Here is an 18427-nt window from a genome sequence, read left to right on the forward strand (position 1 = left end):
GAGCGGTCCCTCGGATATGTCACTTGGCTCCGTCGGCCTCCCATAACTGGCCCGAAAATGATGGAATTTCTATCATAAGGAGAAACGGGAGGCCCCATTACCATTCTGCGCAGCTCGGCATGACTATATCTGAAATGCCTACAGCGCTCGGATCATCGCCCAGCAATGAGAACCGGGCGGGGCTCGCAAATCGCAACAGCTTTGGCGTTGTTGGTTCCGGTCACCGCATCTCAGCACGCTTTTCCGGGCTGACCATCAACAATATCGACACGTTGACAGCTTGGCCCGAACTAAATCCGGCGGTGATCCGTTTGTGGGACACCCGTACACGCTGGATGAACATCGAACCAAGACAGGGAAGGTGGAACTTTGAACGCGTAGATACTTACACGAAACTCGCGCTGGATCATGGTGCGGACGTGATAATGACGCTGGGTCAGCCCCCAGCTTGGGCCGCAGGACAATCGCGTGCGCGATGCGCCTACGGTGTCGGCTGCACCCCTCCGAGCAATCTGGATTTTTGGCGAAACTACGTTCGAACGCTCGTTGAACACAGTCACGACTCAATACGATATTGGGAAATCTGGAACGAACCGGCGCAACGCGAGTTCTGGTCTGGTTCACCAGAAAAGATGGCTGCGCTAACGAATGCCGCATGCGAAGAAATCCGCTCTATAGACCCTAACGTTTCGATTATATCTCCCTCAATAACACTCGGCGGCATCGACTTCTTTCGCCATTATTTTCAAAGCGTAGACAAGTCGTGCATTGATATCGTATCAATTCACTATTATATCAATAACAATAATAATAAAGATGGCTTCGACAAGCCTAGCATTAGGTTTCTGAAGCGTGTGAAGGAGCTAATGCGGAAAGTGGGACTTTCTGACCGCCCCATTTGGAACACTGAATTCGGTGTTGCTTGTTCCGCGGGTAAGAACGGCTGCATGTCGCCCAGCACTGAGCAAATAGAGGCAGGCCGCCTAAGCCTCTTTCGCTACCTCTTTATTATGGCCGCCGAGAATGTGCAGAGCGCCTCGTATTACTTCTGGGAACGGCGCCCCCCAGCAACTCCCTTTGCTATGACGCGTGATCACAGGCTCCGCTTATCAAAAAACGCTGCGATCTACAAAAAAATTATGAACATGCTTCAAGAGGCTGTCATAACCCAAGCCTATGAAAAGAACGGCGTCTATGTGGTGTGCATTCAAAAAAGGACAAAGCGTTACGCAGCCATTTGGTCTGGCAGCAGCAACGCCTCCCTCTCTATCCCCGAAAAATGGAACTATCACTCTTACATCAATTTACTCGATGGAAATTCCTTAATTCCTTCACACTCCTCGCTAGAGATACCTGGAAATTCCCTCGTTATTGCTCAGAACTGAGAAACTTCGATTAAAACACAGGGATATATACGGTTCACTTCTGTTATGGGACATTTTTAGGCTGTGAACTCATAAATTCGGGTGATCGCACGTTGTGGAAGTAGTTCTGAGGCGGTAACTATGCTGTCACCACGGCTAGCCGTCGTCGGTTCGATTGGGTCGATCAAGTCTCGCAGATGACCGGAGACGTGATGTATCGCTTCGTTCGTCTCCTGCATCCCTCCAAGGGCGTCTGTGCGATCATAAAAGTAGCGCGCCCGGATCGTTAGCTCGTGGATGGCCTCGGCTAGCATCACCAGAAGCGTTGGTCGATCGGCGGTCATCAGTCGTTGCTGGAGATTATTCATGTCATCCATCCTGTTCCATCTTCCTTACCGGTTCAAAGTCTGATTCAGGCTTTCGATGAGCCGTTATGACCTGACTGACTTCGAGTGGCGCGTGATCGAGCCGCTGTTGCCAGACAAACCCCGAGGTATACCGCGCGTGGATGACCGACGCGTGTTGAACGGCATCTTCTGGGTGTTGCGTTCTGGTGCACCGTGGCGCGACTTGCCCGAGCGCTATGGCCCGCGCACCACCTGCTACAACCGCTTCGTGCGATGGCGGAAAGCGGGCGTCTGGGATCGGACGATGGATGCGTGTAGCGCGACAAACAGGATGAGGATTGCGCGTCAATCAGGATGAGAATGTGATTGTCGCGGCGCGTCATTCAGTGCCGATTTTAATTGTCGCTGGCAAGTACCTCGTTCTCATCCTGATTGTCGCGGATGATCTCGAGGACTTTCGGAGTGGTGTAGGCGGCAGGACGTCCAGCCCCGGTGCGGCGAGCCTGAGCCGTGCGCCGGCGATAACTTTCGACGTTCATCTCGAAGATCGTGGCGTGATGCACGAGCCTGTCGACCGCAGCGAGTGTCATTGCCGGGTCTGGGAAGACGCGGTTCCATTCGCCGAAGGGCTGGTTGGCGGTGATGAGCAGGGATCTGCGCTCGTATCGGGCACTGATCAGTTCGAAGAGGACGGAGGTCTCCGCCTGGTCGCGTGAGACGTAGGCGAAGTCGTCGAGAATGAGCAGATGATACTTGTCGAGCTTGGCGATGGCGGATTCCAGCGTCAGTTCGCGGCGAGCGACCTGCAGACGCTGGACGAGGTCGGAGGTGCGGGTGAACAGCGTTCGCCAGCCATTTTCCACCAATGCCAGGCCGATCGCCGCCGCCAGATGGCTTTTACCGCCGCCTGGCGGGCCGAACAGGATGAGGTTGGAACCCTGGTCGAGCCAGCCATCGCCGGCGCACAGGGCCATGACCTGGGCCTTGGAGATCATCGGCACAGCCTCGAAGGCGAAGCAGTCCAGCGTCTTACCCGCCGGCAGGTGGGCTTCGGCAAGATGACGCCCGATCCGGCGGCGATCGCGTTCGGCGAGTTCGTGTTCGGCGAGAGCTGCAAGGAAGCGGCTCGCGGGCCATCCTTCCTTGTCCGCCTGGGCCGCAAAATCCCCCCAGATATGTTTGATGGTTGGCAGGCGCAGTTCACCCAGCATCAGGCCCAGGCGCTGTGCGTCGATCATGGGAGCCGTGCTCATGCCGCTTCTCCCTGTTCGATCAACCCGTCGTAGATCGAGAGCGAGACCATCTCGACCACGACTTCGGGCAAAGTGGCGGGGTCGGGGCTGAAGCGGGCCCGTAGTGCCGACAGGCATGGGACCCTGCGGATCGCCAGGTCCTCCTCCAGGATATGGGCGAGTTCCGCCTCGCAGGCGCGCTCGTGGGCCATGGCCAGAAGCTCGACCATGATCCGGCAGGCCTCTTTCTCGCCCACAGCTTCCAGCAAGTGCTCGAACATGAGACGGTAAGGCGCGCGGGGGAACAGACTGTCACGATAGACCAATCCCCGCAGCGCCATCGGCTTGCGGCGCAGGGAATGAATGACATGGCGATAATCGACGACGTGGCCGTGCTTACCGTTCACACCGGCGCGGCCGCGCTGCAGGGTCATGAGCCTTGTGCCGCCGATGAAGACATCGAGACGGTCGTCGTAAAGGCGTACCCGCAGGCGATGCCCAATCAGGCGCGAGGGGACCGTGTAGAACACCTTGCGCAGGGTGAAGCCGCCCGAGGACGTCACCGTCACGAGGACTTCCTCGTAATCGGTAGTCCGCATGTTTGGGAGGGGTTGTAGCGCCTTGCGTTCGGCATCGATGCCGGGACCGTGGCGCCGGTTCCTTGCGGTCACGACTTCGTCGATGAAGCGGCGATAATCGGCAAGGTCGGTGAAGTCCGTGGTTCCGCGCAGCAACAGCGCGTCCTTCACTGCAGCCTTGATATGGCCGTGGGCGCTCTCGATCGCACCGTTCTCGTGGGCAATGCCTGTGTTGTTGCGCGTCGGCTCCATTCCATAATGGGCGCATAGGGCGTCATAGCGCCTGGTCAGATCGGCCTTCGCATCGGCGTCCAGATTGCGGAAGGCGGCCGACAGGCTGTCGGTGCGGTGGAGCCTGGGCGCTCCGCCGGCAGACCAGAGCGCATTCTGCAGCCCTTCGGCCAGGGCAACGAAACTCTCGCCGCCCAGAATGACATGCCCATGTTCGAAGCCCCCGCAAGGCAGGCGGAAGTGATAGAGCAAGTGATCTAGCGGCGCCCCGGCGACGGTAACCTCCAGATCGTTCATGCACGTAAAATCGGACATGCCGAGCCGGCCCGGCTCATGAACCTGCCTGAAGATGACTTCCCGATCCTGACCGTTCAGAGCGCGCCAGTCACGAATACGCCTCTCCAGGGTTCGTCGAGAGCCGAACTCGGTATCCGGGTACCGGCGGCGCAGTTCCTCGAAGATCGCGACAGGACGAAGACCGGGAGCGGCCTCCAGCATCGGCACGACGACTTCTTCGAAAATGCCCGATAGCGGATCAGGGCGCCGCCGGCCGCGCGGGGCCTGCCGCTGGGAAGGCAGGCGCGCATCCTGCAACACCCGATAGCCGGTCGCCGGGCTGAAACCGGCCTTGGCCGCCGCCAGGGCGACAGGATCGTTACGTCTGTGGGTCATGAAAAGTCTCACCTGATGATCGTTGATGTGTCGGCCCGCCACACGCCAGGTCCTCCTCCCCGGGAAAACCCAATGCATAGCGGCCACCACGACCATCACAGGCACCCTTCGAACGGCGCCTCCATGACGGCGACATCCAGATGATCGACAGTACTTCCGTTCGCGCCCACCAACAGGCCGCGACTGCAAAAAGGGGGATCGAGATCATTGTCTCGGTCGTTCCCGAGGCGGGCTCACGACCAAAATCCACGCGGTGTGTCGACGGGCAAGGCCTCCCGATCCGATTGAGCCTGACCGCTGGGCAAAGCCATGACGGCCAAGCTGCTGATGACCTGCTCGACCACGTAGGTGCCGGAACGATCGTGCTAGCGGACAAGGCATATGACGCCGATCGCATCCGTTCGTCGCTCCGCGCAAAGGGAGCGTTCGCGAATATACCACCCAAGGCCAACCGGCGGTCGAAACCCTACTTCAGCACTTGGCTCTACCGCGAGCGGAACCTGATCGAACGCTTCTTCTCCAAGCTGAAGCACTTCCGGCGGGTTGCCACCCGGTACGACAAGTTGGCCGAAAACTTCCTGGCCATGGTACAGCTCGCCTCGATGCGACTGTGGTTGCGCATTTATGAGTCTACGGCCTAGTAGCTAAGTGTGATCACGCGATGACGGAAAATTCTTCATTGTTAAGCTGCCAGTTCCAGGGGAGCAACTCGTCGATCCGGTTGACGGGATGCTCCGCGATGCGCGCCAGGACATCGGCCAGCCAGGCCTGCGGGTCGACGTCGTTGAGACGGGCTGTCTGGATCAGCGTGTAGAGCACGGCGGCACGCTGTCCGCCGCGATCAGAGCCGCAGAACAGCCATGCCTTGCGCCCAACGGGCACGCAGCGCAGCGCCCGCTCGGCCGCGTTGTTCGTGAGGCACGATCCGGCCATCTTCGAGGAAACGGGTGAAGGCGGCCCAACGGCGCAGCATGTAGTTGGACGCCTCGAAAAACCCGTGGTGTTTGAGGCTGTAGCGTGATTCACTGCCTTTGCGTCGCAGCGGAGGCGATGATGGCGGGGCAGCCGGGTTTCTTTGACCTTTCGGACCGATACGAGGCGCTGAGCGCGGCGGGTGATCCGCTTGAGCGCCTGGCGGCTGTCGTCGACTTTGAGGTTTTCCGCGGCCCGTTGGTAGCAGCACTGCGGCGTAGTGTCCGCGGCAAGGGCGGCAGGCCGCCGTTCGATCCGGTGCTGATGTTCAAGATCCTGGTTCTGCAGGCGCTCTACTCGCTCTCGGACGAGGCGACCGAGTTCCAGATCAAGGACCGGCTTTCGTTCCAGCGCTTCCTGGGGCTCGGGCTCGACGGTACAGTTCCCGACGCAACTACGGTCTGGCTGTTCCGCGAGAGGCTGGTCAAGGCGAAGGCGATCGACAGGATCTTCGCGCGCTTCGATGCCGCGCTGACCGACCGGGGCTATCTCGCCATGGGCGGCCAGATCATCGATGCGACGGTCGTGCCCGCGCCCAAGCAGAGGAACACCGAGGCCAAGAAGGCGGCGATCAAGGAGGGTCGCATCCCCGAGGCGTGGCAGGCGAAGCCCGCCAGGCTGCGCCAGAAGGATTGCGATGCGCGCTGGAGCGTCAAATACAGCAAGGCCAAGGTGAAGGAGGGCGCCGATCCCAAGGCGTTCAAGCCGGTCGACCTCGCCATCCCGATGTTCGGCTACAAGAACCACATCGGCATCGATCGCGCTCATGGCCTCATCCGCACCTGGGACGCGAGCGCGGCCAATGCCCACGACGGCGCCCGGCTGCCCGATGTAGTCAGCAGCAACAATACCGGTTCGGGCGTCTGGGCCGATACGGCCTACCGGTCGAAGAAGAACGAGGCGTTCCTCGAGCGTGGCATGTTCACCAGTCACATCCACCAGAAGAAGCCACCACGCCGGCCGATGCCTGAGCGGATCGCCAGGGCCAATGCGAAACGATCTGCAGTGCGCTCGGCGGTCGAGCATGTGTTCGCCGGACAGAAGCACCGCATGGGCCTCGTCGTGCGCACCATCGGCATCGCCCGCGCTCGCATCAAGATCGGCATGGCGAACCTGGCCTATAACTTCCAGCGGCTCGCCTGGCTCGAGGGGCGTACTGCGCCTGCTTGACCCGAAAGCCGGCCTATTGCAGCCGGTTCCGGCACCAAAATCAGCCGATCAAACCCGGAAATCACGGCGCATCGTCCACCCGCGCGCCTTCACGTCGACACCACGCAGAAATCCGACGGTTCTTCGAGGCGTCCAGTTTATCGCCTTGGCCAGATCGTGGCTGCGCGAGAGCTTCGCGAGCTGGGCGGTGAGCCAGGCGCCATCAGCGGCGCGCTGAGGTCCTGCCGGACGGCGAGGCGCTCTTCGGTCGCCGTGCCGTTGCTGCCACGCTCGATCTCGAACAGGGCATCGAGGCGCTGCACGGCTTCCAGCGCTATCGGATAGATCATGCCGGTGCGCTCGCCACGGCTCTTCCTGCGTGCGACAGCCTCGACGCCGCGCGTGCGCAAAGCAGCCCGCCTCGATCACGGGCGCAGGCTGACGGCCGGGCGCGTAGAGTTCCCGGCCTATCCGGCGCTCTGCGGGCACCACGAATACTGCGGGTTACGCGAGTCGATCCCTTCCAGTAGGCAGGACGATTGCGCGTTGGTCAGCGAGACGATCCCGTCCTTCGCCGATGGCCACACGAAGCGCCCCTTCTCGAGCCGCTTGGAATAGAGCGACATGCCGATGCCGTCGTGCCAGATGATCTTGATCAGCGAGCCTGTCCGTCCGCGAAACACGAACAGGTCGCCTCCGTGCGGGTCGCGCTTCAGGCCCTGTTGGACCTGCAAGGCAACCCTTGCATCCCTTTGCGCATGTCCGTGTGACCCATGGCGATACCCACCCGTGCGCCTGCTGGAATCACCGCAGCGCCTTCAAGGTCGCGTTGACCAGTGCGGCGGGCGCCCCGGCCGAAATGCGAATGAGCCGTCCTTCGCCCAGTTCGACGGTGATCACGGCACAGCAATCACAGCCGTCCACCTTCTCTTCCTTGGCGAGGACCGCCTGGGCAAAGGTTGCCTCCCCCATCGGAAGGGATGCCCCTTCGGCTTGTTCGCGCCGCAGATTGCGCCGCCAAGTGTAGATCAGGCTGGTCGATACGTCCCGCCGCCGGGCTACGTCCGCGACACATGCGCCCGGCGCGAAGGCCTCAGCCAGGATCTCGAACCGCTCCTCGTCCCGCCACCGACGTCGCCGCTCCGGCCCCGTCATCACCGTGATCTGCCCCATGCTACGCTCCTAAGCTCGCTCATACGCGCGCTCTTAAGACCGGTCCTTCACTCACCGGACAAGGCGGGGCTCACCGGATGGGTACCGCGTCGATTGACAATCACAATCTTTAAAAGCTCGTCGGGCCGACTCTGCCGTCTCAAAAACGATAGGAAAATGCTCTAATTGCTTCTGTTAGCAGCGAATCCTATTTTTGATTCGCAGCTTCCAAAATCCGCTACTACTCCCCGGCTGTTTTTATCGTAAGCTACTGCAATCAGAAATAGGCAACCACGATACTGAGGAAACCACACGCGAGGACCATTCCGGCTTCTTGTCAACTGGCAGACGCTTCCCGATCATAGTAGCGCCGTCCTCTTTGCAATTCAATCGGTCAGAAAATTGCTCTAATTTATACTAATAAGAATGCCGTCGCCGGTTCCTTTTGCTACTCGCAGCCTAAGTTCTTGGACCGCGCAACCCACGTTTGGAATTTTAAAGCTGACCGGCTGGTTGGAAACTTCAACGGTTACGTTTCCAATAGTCGTTCCAGGACTCGTACCTGCACATGAAAGCTGCGCTAAGATCGGACGCGATACACTGTCGAGTCTTTCGGCAGTAATCGCTAATGCATAGGTACCTGGAGCCAGGCCCAAGTATTTTCGTGCCAATAACTGACGCAACGGTTCGGTATTCGCGAACCCCAAGCTGACGCCCCGGGGGCTTGGCTGAAAGGTCGTTGTCAAACCAACCGCTGAAGGAAAATGCCAAGCGAACGGGGATTCTATCGCCGCAGATTCCCTACCGGGGTCCGAAAATGATACATCGTACTTTGACGAAATTTCGCCTGCGCCACATTGACTTTTCCAAAGCCGCTCCTCTAGTTGCAATAAGCCGCGAGCCAACAACTCATGCGCGAACGCGGAAATGACATCACATGGGAAACGGGCCCCTGCCCTGTTGGCACTTTCGACGATATGAACAAACGACTCAGGCGGTAAATTGTGCGCCGCCCAATGCAGAAAGCCCAACGCCCAACTGTCGCGGCCGACCAGCCGCTTAGCAAATTGGGTCTGCACCTCCGGATGGGCCAATAGCATCTCAGAAAATTCGCGAACGTCGGCGTCATCTGGCGAGGCTCGCCACAAAGCCGAAAGTCGATCGGCAGCGACATCCCATTGGTCGGCCTCTGATGCAGCAACAGCAACTGCTTTCTGTGCGAGGGGTTCGCGCCAGCCACGTTGCGCTGAAAATACCAAGGCCCGTGAACCAAGATCTTCATTCTTCGCTTGAATTTCAGCAAGCGCTAAAATTGTTAATGATTCTGCCGGAATGGGGTGTTTTTCCACCAAACGCCTGGCAACAACGACCGCCTGCCGCGACGAACCATGCCCAACCTTATTAACCGCCTCGCGAAACAGCGAAAAGTCGGCAAAGCGAGAGGGCACAAATTTTGCATATGCCGGAACGTCGTAGGCATGCCGGTCTAGTTGCGCCAGAGTGGCCAACACACCAATAATTGCCAGCAACAAAGCCCACACCCATCGAAGCACAACTGAACGTCCTGATTATGCCTCGACCTCGGGCCGCTCGGCACCATATGTATAGTAGTTGTATCCATAGTAGGAATAATCTCCACCCGCAGCGCGAGCATCAAACTTTGTAACCACAGCACCAAGCATCCTAGCGTCGACCATTCCGAGACGGCGAAGCGCAGACTTAACGGCTCCGCGATGAAAGCGAGAAGCATCGACAACAAAAAGCACACCATCGGTATGGCTGGCAATCGACGCTGTGTCTGAAAGCCCCAGCATTGGTGCTGAGTCGACGATGACGATATCGAAACGCTGTTGAGCTTGCGCAATTACCGAGGGAAAGCGGTCTCCTCCGAGAAGAAGCGACGGTTCAGGTGGAATTGGCAGTGCCGTCATGTAGGTGAGATTGTCGTAACTGGAATGATGCAAAACGTCGTCGAACTGAGCATCGCCAACCAGGAGTTCCGTCAAACCAGGTGCATTTTTCACAGGCATCCGCCGATGCAGTGTTGGACGGCGCAAGTCCCCGTCAATCAAGAGCACGGATTTACCTAAACGCGCGAGATCCATTGCTATCGCATGAGCGGTCGTAGTCTTCCCCTCTGATTCATTGGTGCTCGTCACTGCAAGTACCGTTGGAAAACCGTTGGGTGTTGAAAACCGAAGGTTGGCAACCAACGAGTGATAGGCTTCGGAAAGTGTCGACTTCGCGTCTTCCGCAGCTGACGACGCTTCTTCATCAGTTACGCGCGGAATAAGTCCGAGCAAGGAAAGCCCCAATTTTCTTTCGACGTCGTCTGGGGAGCGAATGGCGTCATCGAGATGTTCACGCACCAGTACGAAAGCTAAAGCGGAGACACCACCGAGCAAAACCGCAATTAGCAAATTGAGAATTAGATTAGGGGATGAAGGTTCACGAGGAATATCAGCCCTATCGACAAGCGTCACGTTGTTCGAGGTGGAGCCGGCAGAAGCGCTCAACTCGTTATACCGCTCAAGCAATGTATCATAGAGCGCCCTGTCCGTCTCTGCCACACGCTTCAGGACGGCATACCCCACTCCCCGCTCCTGTTCCCCCATTGCTTCATCGCGCAACTTGGCGACCTGTTCTTTAAGGGAATGCTCTCGTGCAAGCGCCGTTCTATAATCCAAGTATATGGAATTTTTGATGTTGCCGCCGATGGTAGCAATCCGGTTGTTGAGTTCGTTAATCTGCGCTTCCAAGACCCTAATGCTCGGGTAGCCCTCAAGATGCCGACTCCGTTCATTCGCAAGTTGCGCTTCTAAGGTTGCCTTTTTCTGAAGGATATCCTGAATAGCAAGATTTTGTATTACTTGCGGAATGGACAATACGGGCTGGTTGGCGATTGTATCCCAGCGATCTTGGGCTGCTAAACGCTCAGTCGTGGCGTCGGCCGCTGCCCCATTTACTTGAATAAGAGCGTTATTTGTTACCGATAGTGTTGTTTCTCTGTCCGCATTCTGGCCCTGCCCTGAAACTCGGATTAATCCTGCGGCTCGCGAATATTGGTTAAGTTCACGCTCTGAAGCCTCAACCTTCGAGCGCGCCTCTTCCAATTGACTGGATAGAAACTTACGCGCATACGCAGAGCTTTCAAATTTCCTTTTTAAATTTGATTCCAAGTAATTCTCAGCGTAAAGATTAGCAATATTTGCAGACATAACCGGATCGGTTGATCTAAACGTGATTTGAATAACGCGACTGTCAATTGGAAGATCGACGTGAAGGTTTTCTTGAAGAAGTTCGACCACAGTATCCAGCCTAAGATCTGCCAACGCGTTGGCATTCGAGACGCCTCCATCAAGGTCGTCCACCTGCGGCATCTCTTCGTCCATTGCATCGTAAAAGGACTGATTTTCGGAAAGCTTTGCACTCTGTGCAACACGCTTCGCCAGCGAACGGCTATTGAGGATATCAACCTGAGTATTCAGGAAACGCTCAGCATCCCATTGCTGACTGCTGTTGTCTTGAAGTTCACTACCTTCGATGATTGTATCCGCATTTTGCTCGACTAGCACCTGCGCCGTCGCCTCGTAGCGGGGAATAATGAGCAATGTCAAAATGAACCCGGCAACAAGCGCCCCAAGGACAATCAGCGCGATCCATTTGAGATTGCGACGCACTGCAGCGATGATCTGTTTGAGATCAATGCTTATAAATTGATCTTGTTCGTAGCTGGAAGCGTCGTAAACTTTTTCGTCGCCAGCCACCAATACAGCGTTCTTCAAAGTATTCCCCGCAATCTTATAGACGCCGCCAACCAAATACTTGGCGAGAGAGACTTAGTAGGTCGATAGTGTTCGGCGCAAAAATCATCAAACACCATGCGATCCACGCTAACTGCCATCTTCCGAGCACCCAAAGCCAACGAAAGCTGCCCTTAACATAACTTTTCCGGCTCAGCGCGAAAAAATGTATCTAAACGTTTACCCATGACACCCCTAAAATCTGGCGATTGTCATTTCGCCCTCCCTCTTCATCATCCCTTTCGCCGTGCGAGCCAAAAAGCCGACTAAGACAGCTCCCAAACATAGGATTGCCTGATTGCGCAGCGGATAATCAACGAAGGATTGGAGAACGACTGCGGCTACCCCCGACGCTGCGGCGAGCCCGTGCCAGCGCTGTTCTCCATTCCAGGTTCGTATGATGGACAGGACAAACCAAACTATCCACGCTAAGACCAGCATCAATCCAACGATCCCGCCCTCCTGCGCGATTTCGAGATAATCATTATGAGCGCGCCCAGCGTGGAAGGCCCATACATTCTCAAGCGCTTCGTCCACTTCAAATACCTCGGGAAATGATGCGATACCGCTCCCTATCGGCCAATACCGTTCCGCGGACGACACTGTATCCGTCCATATGGCCGGACGCACATCTTCAAGATTATCAAAACGCCCCAGCCCCTCCGAGAATCGCGAACTTCCCTGCAAAACAAAAATCGAAGCGGCACTTAGAACGCCAACCGATACTAGGATCAAGGCTTTCTTTTTCGCGGACATGTTCCGACGCGAGATTTCTCCGAGAGCTCCGGTCCCCGCCACCACGAATAGGACGCCCATGCTTGAACGAGACTGAGTCAAAACGACCGCAATAACTAGAAGCAAAGCGACAGATACTTGCACCCACCATTGAGACCATAAATCCGTGGTCGTAATCGTTCGCACTCGTAACTTTCCACCAATTGCAAACAACAAAGCTAGCGCGAGTACGTAGTAAAGTCCGGTACTGTTGTGATTGGCGAAAGGCCCATAGAGATAATCCGTGCGAACTCTTTCCCTCGGATAAAAAATCAAAGCTTTGTTGTCGGTCAACATCTGCAAGCCGCCGAGAAGAACCATAGCTACAGAAAACACCACCAACCCACGCAGAGCACGGCCCCATTCATGGCGCTTTAGATCCCACGAAAGGACAAACACCGCGAAGACGGGAATCAAGGAGAGAAAGGCTATGAAAGTGCGCGCTGGCGCCAAGGAGATCGGATACCACGCCCCTGAGCGGCCGATCAGCTCCAAACTCTCATTGAGCAATTCTCGCCCAGGAAAATGCCTCCAGACCGAAGCAGGAAGCGGGATGAGTTGAACCACAGGAAAAGCCAGCGTGAGACAACTCAGAATCACGAGGCCGCGCGGTGCGTTGCGCAAAAAATTCAGGACTTTGTCTGGATTGAGCGCCAACAACACCAACGCCGTAAGCTGGACAACCACATTGGCGACACCATAGGCAGATCCACCACCGCCAAAGAGCACCGCTACAGCAAGCAGCCCCAAAAGCTGCCACTCTGACTTGGACCAAGCCAGCTGACCAACACCGGCTGAATGCGGTCTAGACCGAACTGACCTCGCCAACACCGCACCCTGGAAAATGCAAAACCTAAAAACACCAAGAGGCCCGACAAACACCTAAGCCTGTCGGACCTCTCAATACCTGATCAAGAAATCAGCTGCCGCTCGAGCCGTTGTCGTCAGCAGCGATAATGATGCCGGCCGTCACAGCTGCCAGGGCCAGACCACCGATCAGGAGGCCCGAAGTGGCCTTCTGCTTCTTGGCGACTGCGGTCGAGCTACGAGCGCCGTCGGTGGCGATCGAAACGCCGGCCGCCGGAACCGAAGCCGCTGCCTTGGTGCCCGCCTGGGCAGCCACGGGAGCGAACACGAGACCAGCAGCAGCAACTGCCGGGAATACATTGCGAAGCTTCATGAATGGGTTCTCCTGTTGATTGCCCTACACTGGACGCCAGTGTCGACTAGGGCATATACTGCAACGCACAAGGCGATGCAAACCGAAAGATGCTGTTAAATCTATGTCACTCCACGCATTCGTTCGTTTGATCGTCCTGTCTGCACTGCTTGCCGCCCACCCCACGCCGGCCATTGCTGAAGCAGCCGCTCAGCCATGGCCGATCGCGATTCGAGAGCAGATCGACCAAATAGGCAATATAGAATATCGATTAAGGAAATCTTCCGGAAACCTGTGCCCCGACTCCGCCTTGGCGAGCGGAATTAAGATAGATTACATCGGAGCCTATTCAAAATCGGATCGCGATGCCGTGCGCCAGTTGACCGGGCTGGGTGATGCCCCGCAGGTCATTTCGGTGACACAGGGCAGCTCGGCCGAAGCTGCAGGCGTCCGCATCGGCGATGATATTCTCGCCATAAACGGCGTAGCTGTTTCGCAGCTTCGCACTGAAAGCGACGAGCCAACGCTTTTTGCCGACGAACTCGAGGAGCGGCTTGCGGCCACGCCTGCCGATCAGGACATCACTTTGAAACTGATCCGCGCCGGCAAACCGCTTTCACTGTCCTTTCGCGGAGAGCGTCTGTGCGCCTCGCGCTTTCTCCTCAAGACCGGAAAGGGCCTGACCGCGTACAGCGACGGCCGGAACGTAGCGCTCAGCGCCAAGTTGGTCGATTTTGCGCAAAATGCCGATGAACTGGCGGTTTTCGCGGCACATGAACTTGCTCACGTGATCGCCCGCGACGACGAGGCGTCCGGGTTGCGGCAACGCCGGGCCATGGAAGACCGCGCCGATGTTCTGGGCGCAGACCTCATGCGCTGCGCCGGATACGATGTCGAGCGTGGGTTGGCGATATGGCGCCGGTACAACAAGCGCGACTGGCTGCGCTGGCTGCGCTCCCCCAGTCACCGCAACGTGCCGGACCGGATACGAAATATCGAGGCCCATCTGGCGGCCGTACCAGAACAATGTCCGCCGGAAGTCCCGGCCTTGCCTGAATAGGTCGAGGCAGTCCCTTTGCAGTCGATAAACTCATCGCAATGGAGGAGACATGAACGCGGAAAATGCGGGCTGGTTTCTACACGCGATCACGCCAACGCCTGGTGCGATTATCAGATGCGGATTGGATGTCGCTTCCGCCACAGGTTCGGACAAAATGCCCTTGCGGCCTCATCATGGCTTTGCACCACGGCCAAAGCCCGATAGAACTCCGGACACTTCCGCTTTCGAATTTCGGCGCCATGTCCGTTCGTTGCATCACCCGTTCTTACCTTGTCACCGCACCCTTCTTTCAACCTAGTCATTTGGCCATGCTGCGGTTATGGCGGCGCGCTCAAGGCGATGGAGACGTTCGATAATGCTCAGTATGCGTAAAGGCTTCGGCCTGGCCACCTTGCTTGCAGGCATGACTGCAGTGGCGGGCTGCAGTTCGGTATCGCAGAACCCGGACATGCCAAGGGGCGCCGCCGCCTATGACGTCATTCCGGCAACCGTCGAGGCCCCAACCGCCTATACCATCGACCCCGCCGACACTCTTTCTGTCAACGTGTTCGGTGAGCCGGACCTGACGTTCGAGACGCTGCGCGTGGACGATGCCGGGTTTATCCAGTACCCCCTCGTCGGACAGATCAAGGCCGCCGGAACGACGCCGGCCGAGCTTTCGCTCCAGTTGGCCAATGTGCTTGGGCAAAAATACCTCGTCGACCCGCAAGTGACCGTTTCGGTCGTGGAAGCGGCACCGCGCTACGTATCGGTGGAAGGCGAGGTGAACAAACCGGGCGTTTACGAAGTCGATTATGACACGACCTTGTTGTCTGCTGTCGCACGCGCGGAGAGCCCGACGGATACGGCCAAGCTTAGCGAGGTGATCATCTTCAGGACGATCGACGGCCAACGCATGGCCGGTCGCTTCAATCTCAAGGATATTCGCGGGGGCATCAGCCCCGACCCTATCGTGAAGGATGGCGATGTCGTTATGGTAGGCTATTCGGGTCCACGCGCCTTCTGGCAGAGCTTCCTGAAGGCAGCGCCGGCCCTGAACGCGTTCTCGCTGATCGCCACGAGATAAGGCGCGCTGTGGCTGTTTCTCCCATGCCGGATCGCGAGGACGGATAATGACCAGCAAACCTCCCGTTCTCGTCACCGGCGGTGCCGGTTATATCGGCAGCCATGCGGTTCTTGCGCTTGCTGACGCCGGCTGGCCGGTCGCCGTGATCGACAACCTCAGCACCGGTTTTCGCTTCGCCATCCCCGATGGCGTCCCGCTTTACGAGGGTGATATCGAGGACGCGGAGCTGCTCGCACGCATCTTTGCGGAGCAGGGCACGCAGGCTGTCATGCATTTTGCGGGCTCGATCATCGTCCCGGAATCGGTGGAAAATCCGCTCAAATACTATCACAACAACACTGCCAAGAGCCGCGCGCTGATCGAGGCGGCGGTAACCGCGGGGATCGGGCACTTCATCTTCAGTTCGACGGCGGCGACCTACGGCGTCCCGGAAGTCTCGCCGGTAACCGAAGACAGCCCGAAGTCACCGATCAATCCCTACGGCATGTCCAAGCTCATGACCGAGATCATGCTGGGCGACGTGGCGAAAGCCCATCCGCTCAATTACTGCGCCCTGCGCTACTTCAACGTGGCTGGCGCGGATCCGCAAGCGCGGACCGGACAGTCGACCGCCGGAGCGACGCACCTGATCAAGGTCGCAGTCGAAGCAGCGCTGGGCAAGCGCAGCCATGTCGCCGTTTTCGGCACCGATTTCGACACGCCCGACGGCACGGGCGTACGCGATTACATTCACGTTTCGGACCTTGCGAATGCGCATGTCCTGGCGCTCGAGGCACTGATCGAGAATCCCGAGCAGTCGCTAACCATGAACTGTGGGTACGGCCGCGGTTTCTCGGTGCTCGAGGTGCTCGATGCCGTAGACCGCGTAACCAACCAGCAGATCGACCGGCGCATGGAAGGTCGGCGGGCAGGCGATCCGGCCTCGCTGATTTCCGACAACCAGCGGATCAAGGCCACCCTGCCCTGGGTGCCCCGCTACGCCGACCTGCCGACCATCGTCGAGCATGCACTGGCATGGGAACGCAAACTGACCGAAATCCGCGGAGAATGACGGACGCGTCATTTGCGGTCTGATTGCCCGGGTGCAGTCTCGCCGGGGCGTATCCGTTTTTCGGCTACCTTTGTCTTTGTCCGAGGCTGCAGGGCAGCCTGATTCTTCCTTGGCGACCGCGGGGGATCGACGCGGCGACGGCAATTGCCGTTGAACGGCCAGGGAGCGGCGCCTGTCGATAGCGACTGGTGCCGGACAGGTCGGTAAGCGCAGGGACCGCGCAACATCTAATCGAAAATCGGCCTTGCGCCGCGCAATTGGCACGGGCGTGTGATCCCTCCGAGGTGATCGTTTCCGCTTGCCCTCCTGAGCGGCAGCGGGAACGCGGGGCAGGAACAGGAGAGGTGTGTCCCTCGCTGCTGTACCCGCCCCGCAACCTTTCACGGCGGGCGGGCATCATTGCGCCGCGATCCACTGGCAGGTCCGGACATTATCCCCTAGGGCACGATGTCCGGATATGTCGCGACCGCTACGCTCTGGGGTGTCGGGCGTTCCGATCCGGCAAAGTGTATCATTGGAGACTTCATGGACGGGCAGGATTCGGCGATACTGGTAACCGGCGCAGCGGGTTTCATCGGCGCGGCGGTGTCGGAAGCGCTGATGGCACGCGGGCAGCCCGTCGTCGGCATCGACAACATGAACGACTATTATCCCGTGTCCCTGAAGCGCGCGCGCCTGGAGCGGATTGCGGCTCGTTACGGCAACCTGTTCCAGTTCCGTGAAGTCGATTTTGCCGACATGGATGCCCTGACGTCGGCCATGGCAGACCAGAGCCTCGCCGGAATCGTCCACCTCGGCGCCCAGGCCGGCGTGCGCTATTCGCTGGAAAATCCGCAGGCCTATGTCGCTTCGAACCTTGCCGGGCATGTGAACATGCTCGAACTCGCCCGCGCCCGCGAGGTCGGGCACATGGTCTATGCCAGTTCCAGTTCGGTCTACGGCGGCAACGCCAAGCTGCCCTTTGCTGTGGAGGACCGGGCCGACCATCCCGTCTCGCTCTATGCCGCCACCAAGAAGGCCGACGAGCTCATGAGCGAGACATATGCCCACCTGTTCCGCATTCCGCTTACAGGCCTGCGCTTCTTCACGGTCTACGGGCCCTGGGGGCGCCCCGACATGGCCATGTGGAAATTCACCGACCGCATTCTCTCGGACCGGCCGATCGACGTCTACAACCATGGCGAGATGCACCGCGACTTCACCTACATCGACGATATCGTCGGTGGCGTGCTGGCCTGTCTCGACCGCCCCCCAGCGGACGACGGCGAGGAAAAGGCAGGTGGCAGCGTCAAGCCGCACGCGCTGTACAATATCGGCAACAATCGCTCCGAACACCTGATGCGCCTGATCGAGGTGCTGGAGGACGCATGCGGCCGCAAGGCGCAGCTCGACCTCCTGCCGATGCAGCCGGGCGACGTTCCCGCCACCTATGCGGACATTGCCGCCCTTACCCGCGATACCGGGTACGCCCCCTCCACGCCGATCGAAGAGGGCGTTCCCCGCTTCGTCGACTGGTTTCGCGCCTACCATTCGCGGTAAGGCGGCCGGCAATTGGACATGGCACGGCCTGCCTTGAAGGCTGCACGAAATTCTATCCAGCGAGGTTTCCATGAAGATAGCGATGGTGGGGTCGGGTTATGTCGGGCTGGTATCGGGGGCGTGCTTTGCCGATTTTGGTCACGAGGTCGTTTGCATCGACAAGGACCAGGCGAAGATCGACCGTTTGCATGCGGGTGTGATGCCGATCTACGAGCCGGGTCTAGACGCGCTGGTGGCGGGCAACGTCAAGGCCGGCCGGCTGACATTCACCACCGATC

Annotated in this window: 16 protein-coding genes and 4 pseudogenes; 9 read left to right on the forward strand and 11 right to left on the reverse strand. The window is 58.4% G+C overall.

The window, feature by feature from the left end; genetic code table 11:
- Positions 1 to 119 precede the first annotated feature (119 nt).
- Positions 120 to 1385: a GH39 family glycosyl hydrolase gene (locus LK12_RS24345; RefSeq protein WP_197063604.1), complete on the forward strand. Its 1266-nt coding sequence runs from the start codon at positions 120 to 122 to the stop codon at positions 1383 to 1385.
- Positions 1386 to 1441: 56 nt separating this feature from the next.
- On the opposite strand, the gene LK12_RS19260 is transcribed toward LK12_RS24345, so the two are convergent.
- Positions 1442 to 1732, reverse strand: a complete 291-nt coding sequence (locus LK12_RS19260) for a hypothetical protein (RefSeq protein ID WP_156135565.1) — start codon at positions 1730 to 1732, stop codon at positions 1442 to 1444.
- Positions 1733 to 1787: 55 nt separating this feature from the next.
- Here LK12_RS19260 and LK12_RS24350 point away from each other — a divergent pair.
- Positions 1788 to 2033, forward strand: a pseudogene (locus tag LK12_RS24350) (IS5 family transposase); the annotation flags it as partial.
- Positions 2034 to 2106: 73 nt separating this feature from the next.
- Here the strand turns inward: LK12_RS24350 and istB are convergent.
- Positions 2107 to 2964: an IS21-like element helper ATPase IstB gene (gene istB / locus LK12_RS19265; RefSeq protein ID WP_039287712.1), complete on the reverse strand. Its 858-nt coding sequence runs from the start codon at positions 2962 to 2964 to the stop codon at positions 2107 to 2109.
- Positions 2961 to 4466, reverse strand: a complete 1506-nt coding sequence (gene istA / locus LK12_RS19270; RefSeq protein WP_039287717.1) for an IS21 family transposase — start codon at positions 4464 to 4466, stop codon at positions 2961 to 2963. The genes istB and istA overlap by 4 nt, the downstream gene beginning before the upstream one ends.
- A gap of 98 nt (positions 4467 to 4564) precedes the next feature.
- Here istA and LK12_RS24355 point away from each other — a divergent pair, with 98 nt between their 5' ends.
- Positions 4565 to 5065, forward strand: coding sequence for an IS5 family transposase (locus tag LK12_RS24355; RefSeq protein WP_231568421.1), 501 nt, complete (start codon positions 4565 to 4567; stop codon positions 5063 to 5065).
- A 13-nt stretch (positions 5066 to 5078) separates the two neighbouring features.
- On the opposite strand, the pseudogene LK12_RS19280 reads toward LK12_RS24355, so the two are convergent.
- Positions 5079 to 5412: pseudogene (locus tag LK12_RS19280) on the reverse strand (transposase domain-containing protein); the annotation flags it as partial.
- A 65-nt stretch (positions 5413 to 5477) separates the two neighbouring features.
- Here LK12_RS19280 and LK12_RS19285 point away from each other — a divergent pair.
- The gene (locus tag LK12_RS19285; RefSeq protein WP_039287723.1) at positions 5478 to 6566 is read left to right on the forward strand and encodes an IS5 family transposase; all 1089 of its coding nucleotides are present in this window, start codon (positions 5478 to 5480) and stop codon (positions 6564 to 6566) included.
- 93 nt (positions 6567 to 6659) lie between these two features.
- Here LK12_RS19285 and LK12_RS19290 read toward each other — a convergent pair.
- From LK12_RS19290 to LK12_RS19320, 7 genes and pseudogenes are all read right to left on the reverse strand, one after another.
- Positions 6660 to 7007: pseudogene (locus LK12_RS19290) on the reverse strand (IS66 family transposase); the annotation flags it as partial.
- A gap of 5 nt (positions 7008 to 7012) precedes the next feature.
- Positions 7013 to 7279, reverse strand: a complete 267-nt coding sequence (gene tnpB / locus LK12_RS19295; RefSeq protein ID WP_407938174.1) for an IS66 family insertion sequence element accessory protein TnpB — start codon at positions 7277 to 7279, stop codon at positions 7013 to 7015.
- Between the two features lie 70 nt (positions 7280 to 7349).
- Entirely contained in the window at positions 7350 to 7718 is a 369-nt protein-coding gene (tnpA, locus tag LK12_RS19300) for an IS66-like element accessory protein TnpA (protein WP_039287731.1), read from the reverse strand.
- Positions 7719 to 8104: 386 nt separating this feature from the next.
- Entirely contained in the window at positions 8105 to 9229 is a 1125-nt protein-coding gene (locus LK12_RS24730; RefSeq protein WP_156135566.1) for a hypothetical protein, read from the reverse strand.
- A 36-nt stretch (positions 9230 to 9265) separates the two neighbouring features.
- Positions 9266 to 11482 carry a GumC family protein gene (locus LK12_RS19305; RefSeq protein ID WP_052223615.1) on the reverse strand — a complete coding sequence of 739 codons (2217 nt, stop codon included), beginning with the start codon at positions 11480 to 11482 and terminating at the stop codon, positions 9266 to 9268.
- A gap of 213 nt (positions 11483 to 11695) precedes the next feature.
- Positions 11696 to 13024 (reverse strand): O-antigen ligase family protein, encoded by a 1329-nt coding sequence (locus LK12_RS19310; RefSeq protein WP_156135567.1) that lies wholly within the window; start codon positions 13022 to 13024, stop codon positions 11696 to 11698.
- Positions 13025 to 13193: 169 nt separating this feature from the next.
- Positions 13194 to 13454 carry a hypothetical protein gene (locus tag LK12_RS19320; RefSeq protein WP_039287739.1) on the reverse strand — a complete coding sequence of 87 codons (261 nt, stop codon included), beginning with the start codon at positions 13452 to 13454 and terminating at the stop codon, positions 13194 to 13196.
- 19 nt (positions 13455 to 13473) lie between these two features.
- Between LK12_RS19320 and LK12_RS19325 the strand changes: the two genes are divergently transcribed.
- The 5 genes and pseudogenes from LK12_RS19325 to LK12_RS19345 all read left to right on the forward strand — a co-directional run.
- Positions 13474 to 14493, forward strand: a complete 1020-nt coding sequence (locus tag LK12_RS19325) for a PDZ domain-containing protein (RefSeq protein ID WP_156135568.1) — start codon at positions 13474 to 13476, stop codon at positions 14491 to 14493.
- Between the two features lie 355 nt (positions 14494 to 14848).
- Complete coding sequence (locus LK12_RS19330; RefSeq protein WP_231568422.1) at positions 14849 to 15559, forward strand: polysaccharide biosynthesis/export family protein; 711 nt, start codon at positions 14849 to 14851, stop codon at positions 15557 to 15559.
- Between the two features lie 46 nt (positions 15560 to 15605).
- On the forward strand, positions 15606 to 16610 hold the full coding sequence (galE, locus tag LK12_RS19335; RefSeq protein WP_039287743.1) for a UDP-glucose 4-epimerase GalE: 1005 nt from the start codon (positions 15606 to 15608) through the stop codon (positions 16608 to 16610).
- A 525-nt stretch (positions 16611 to 17135) separates the two neighbouring features.
- The gene (locus LK12_RS19340; RefSeq protein WP_039287745.1) at positions 17136 to 18149 is read left to right on the forward strand and encodes an NAD-dependent epimerase/dehydratase family protein; all 1014 of its coding nucleotides are present in this window, start codon (positions 17136 to 17138) and stop codon (positions 18147 to 18149) included.
- Positions 18150 to 18219: 70 nt separating this feature from the next.
- Positions 18220 to 18427, forward strand: a pseudogene (locus LK12_RS19345) (UDP-glucose 6-dehydrogenase); the annotation flags it as partial.

Origin of the sequence: Novosphingobium malaysiense (genome assembly GCF_000802225.1) — a bacterium.
GTDB classification, from domain to species: domain Bacteria; phylum Pseudomonadota; class Alphaproteobacteria; order Sphingomonadales; family Sphingomonadaceae; genus Novosphingobium; species Novosphingobium malaysiense.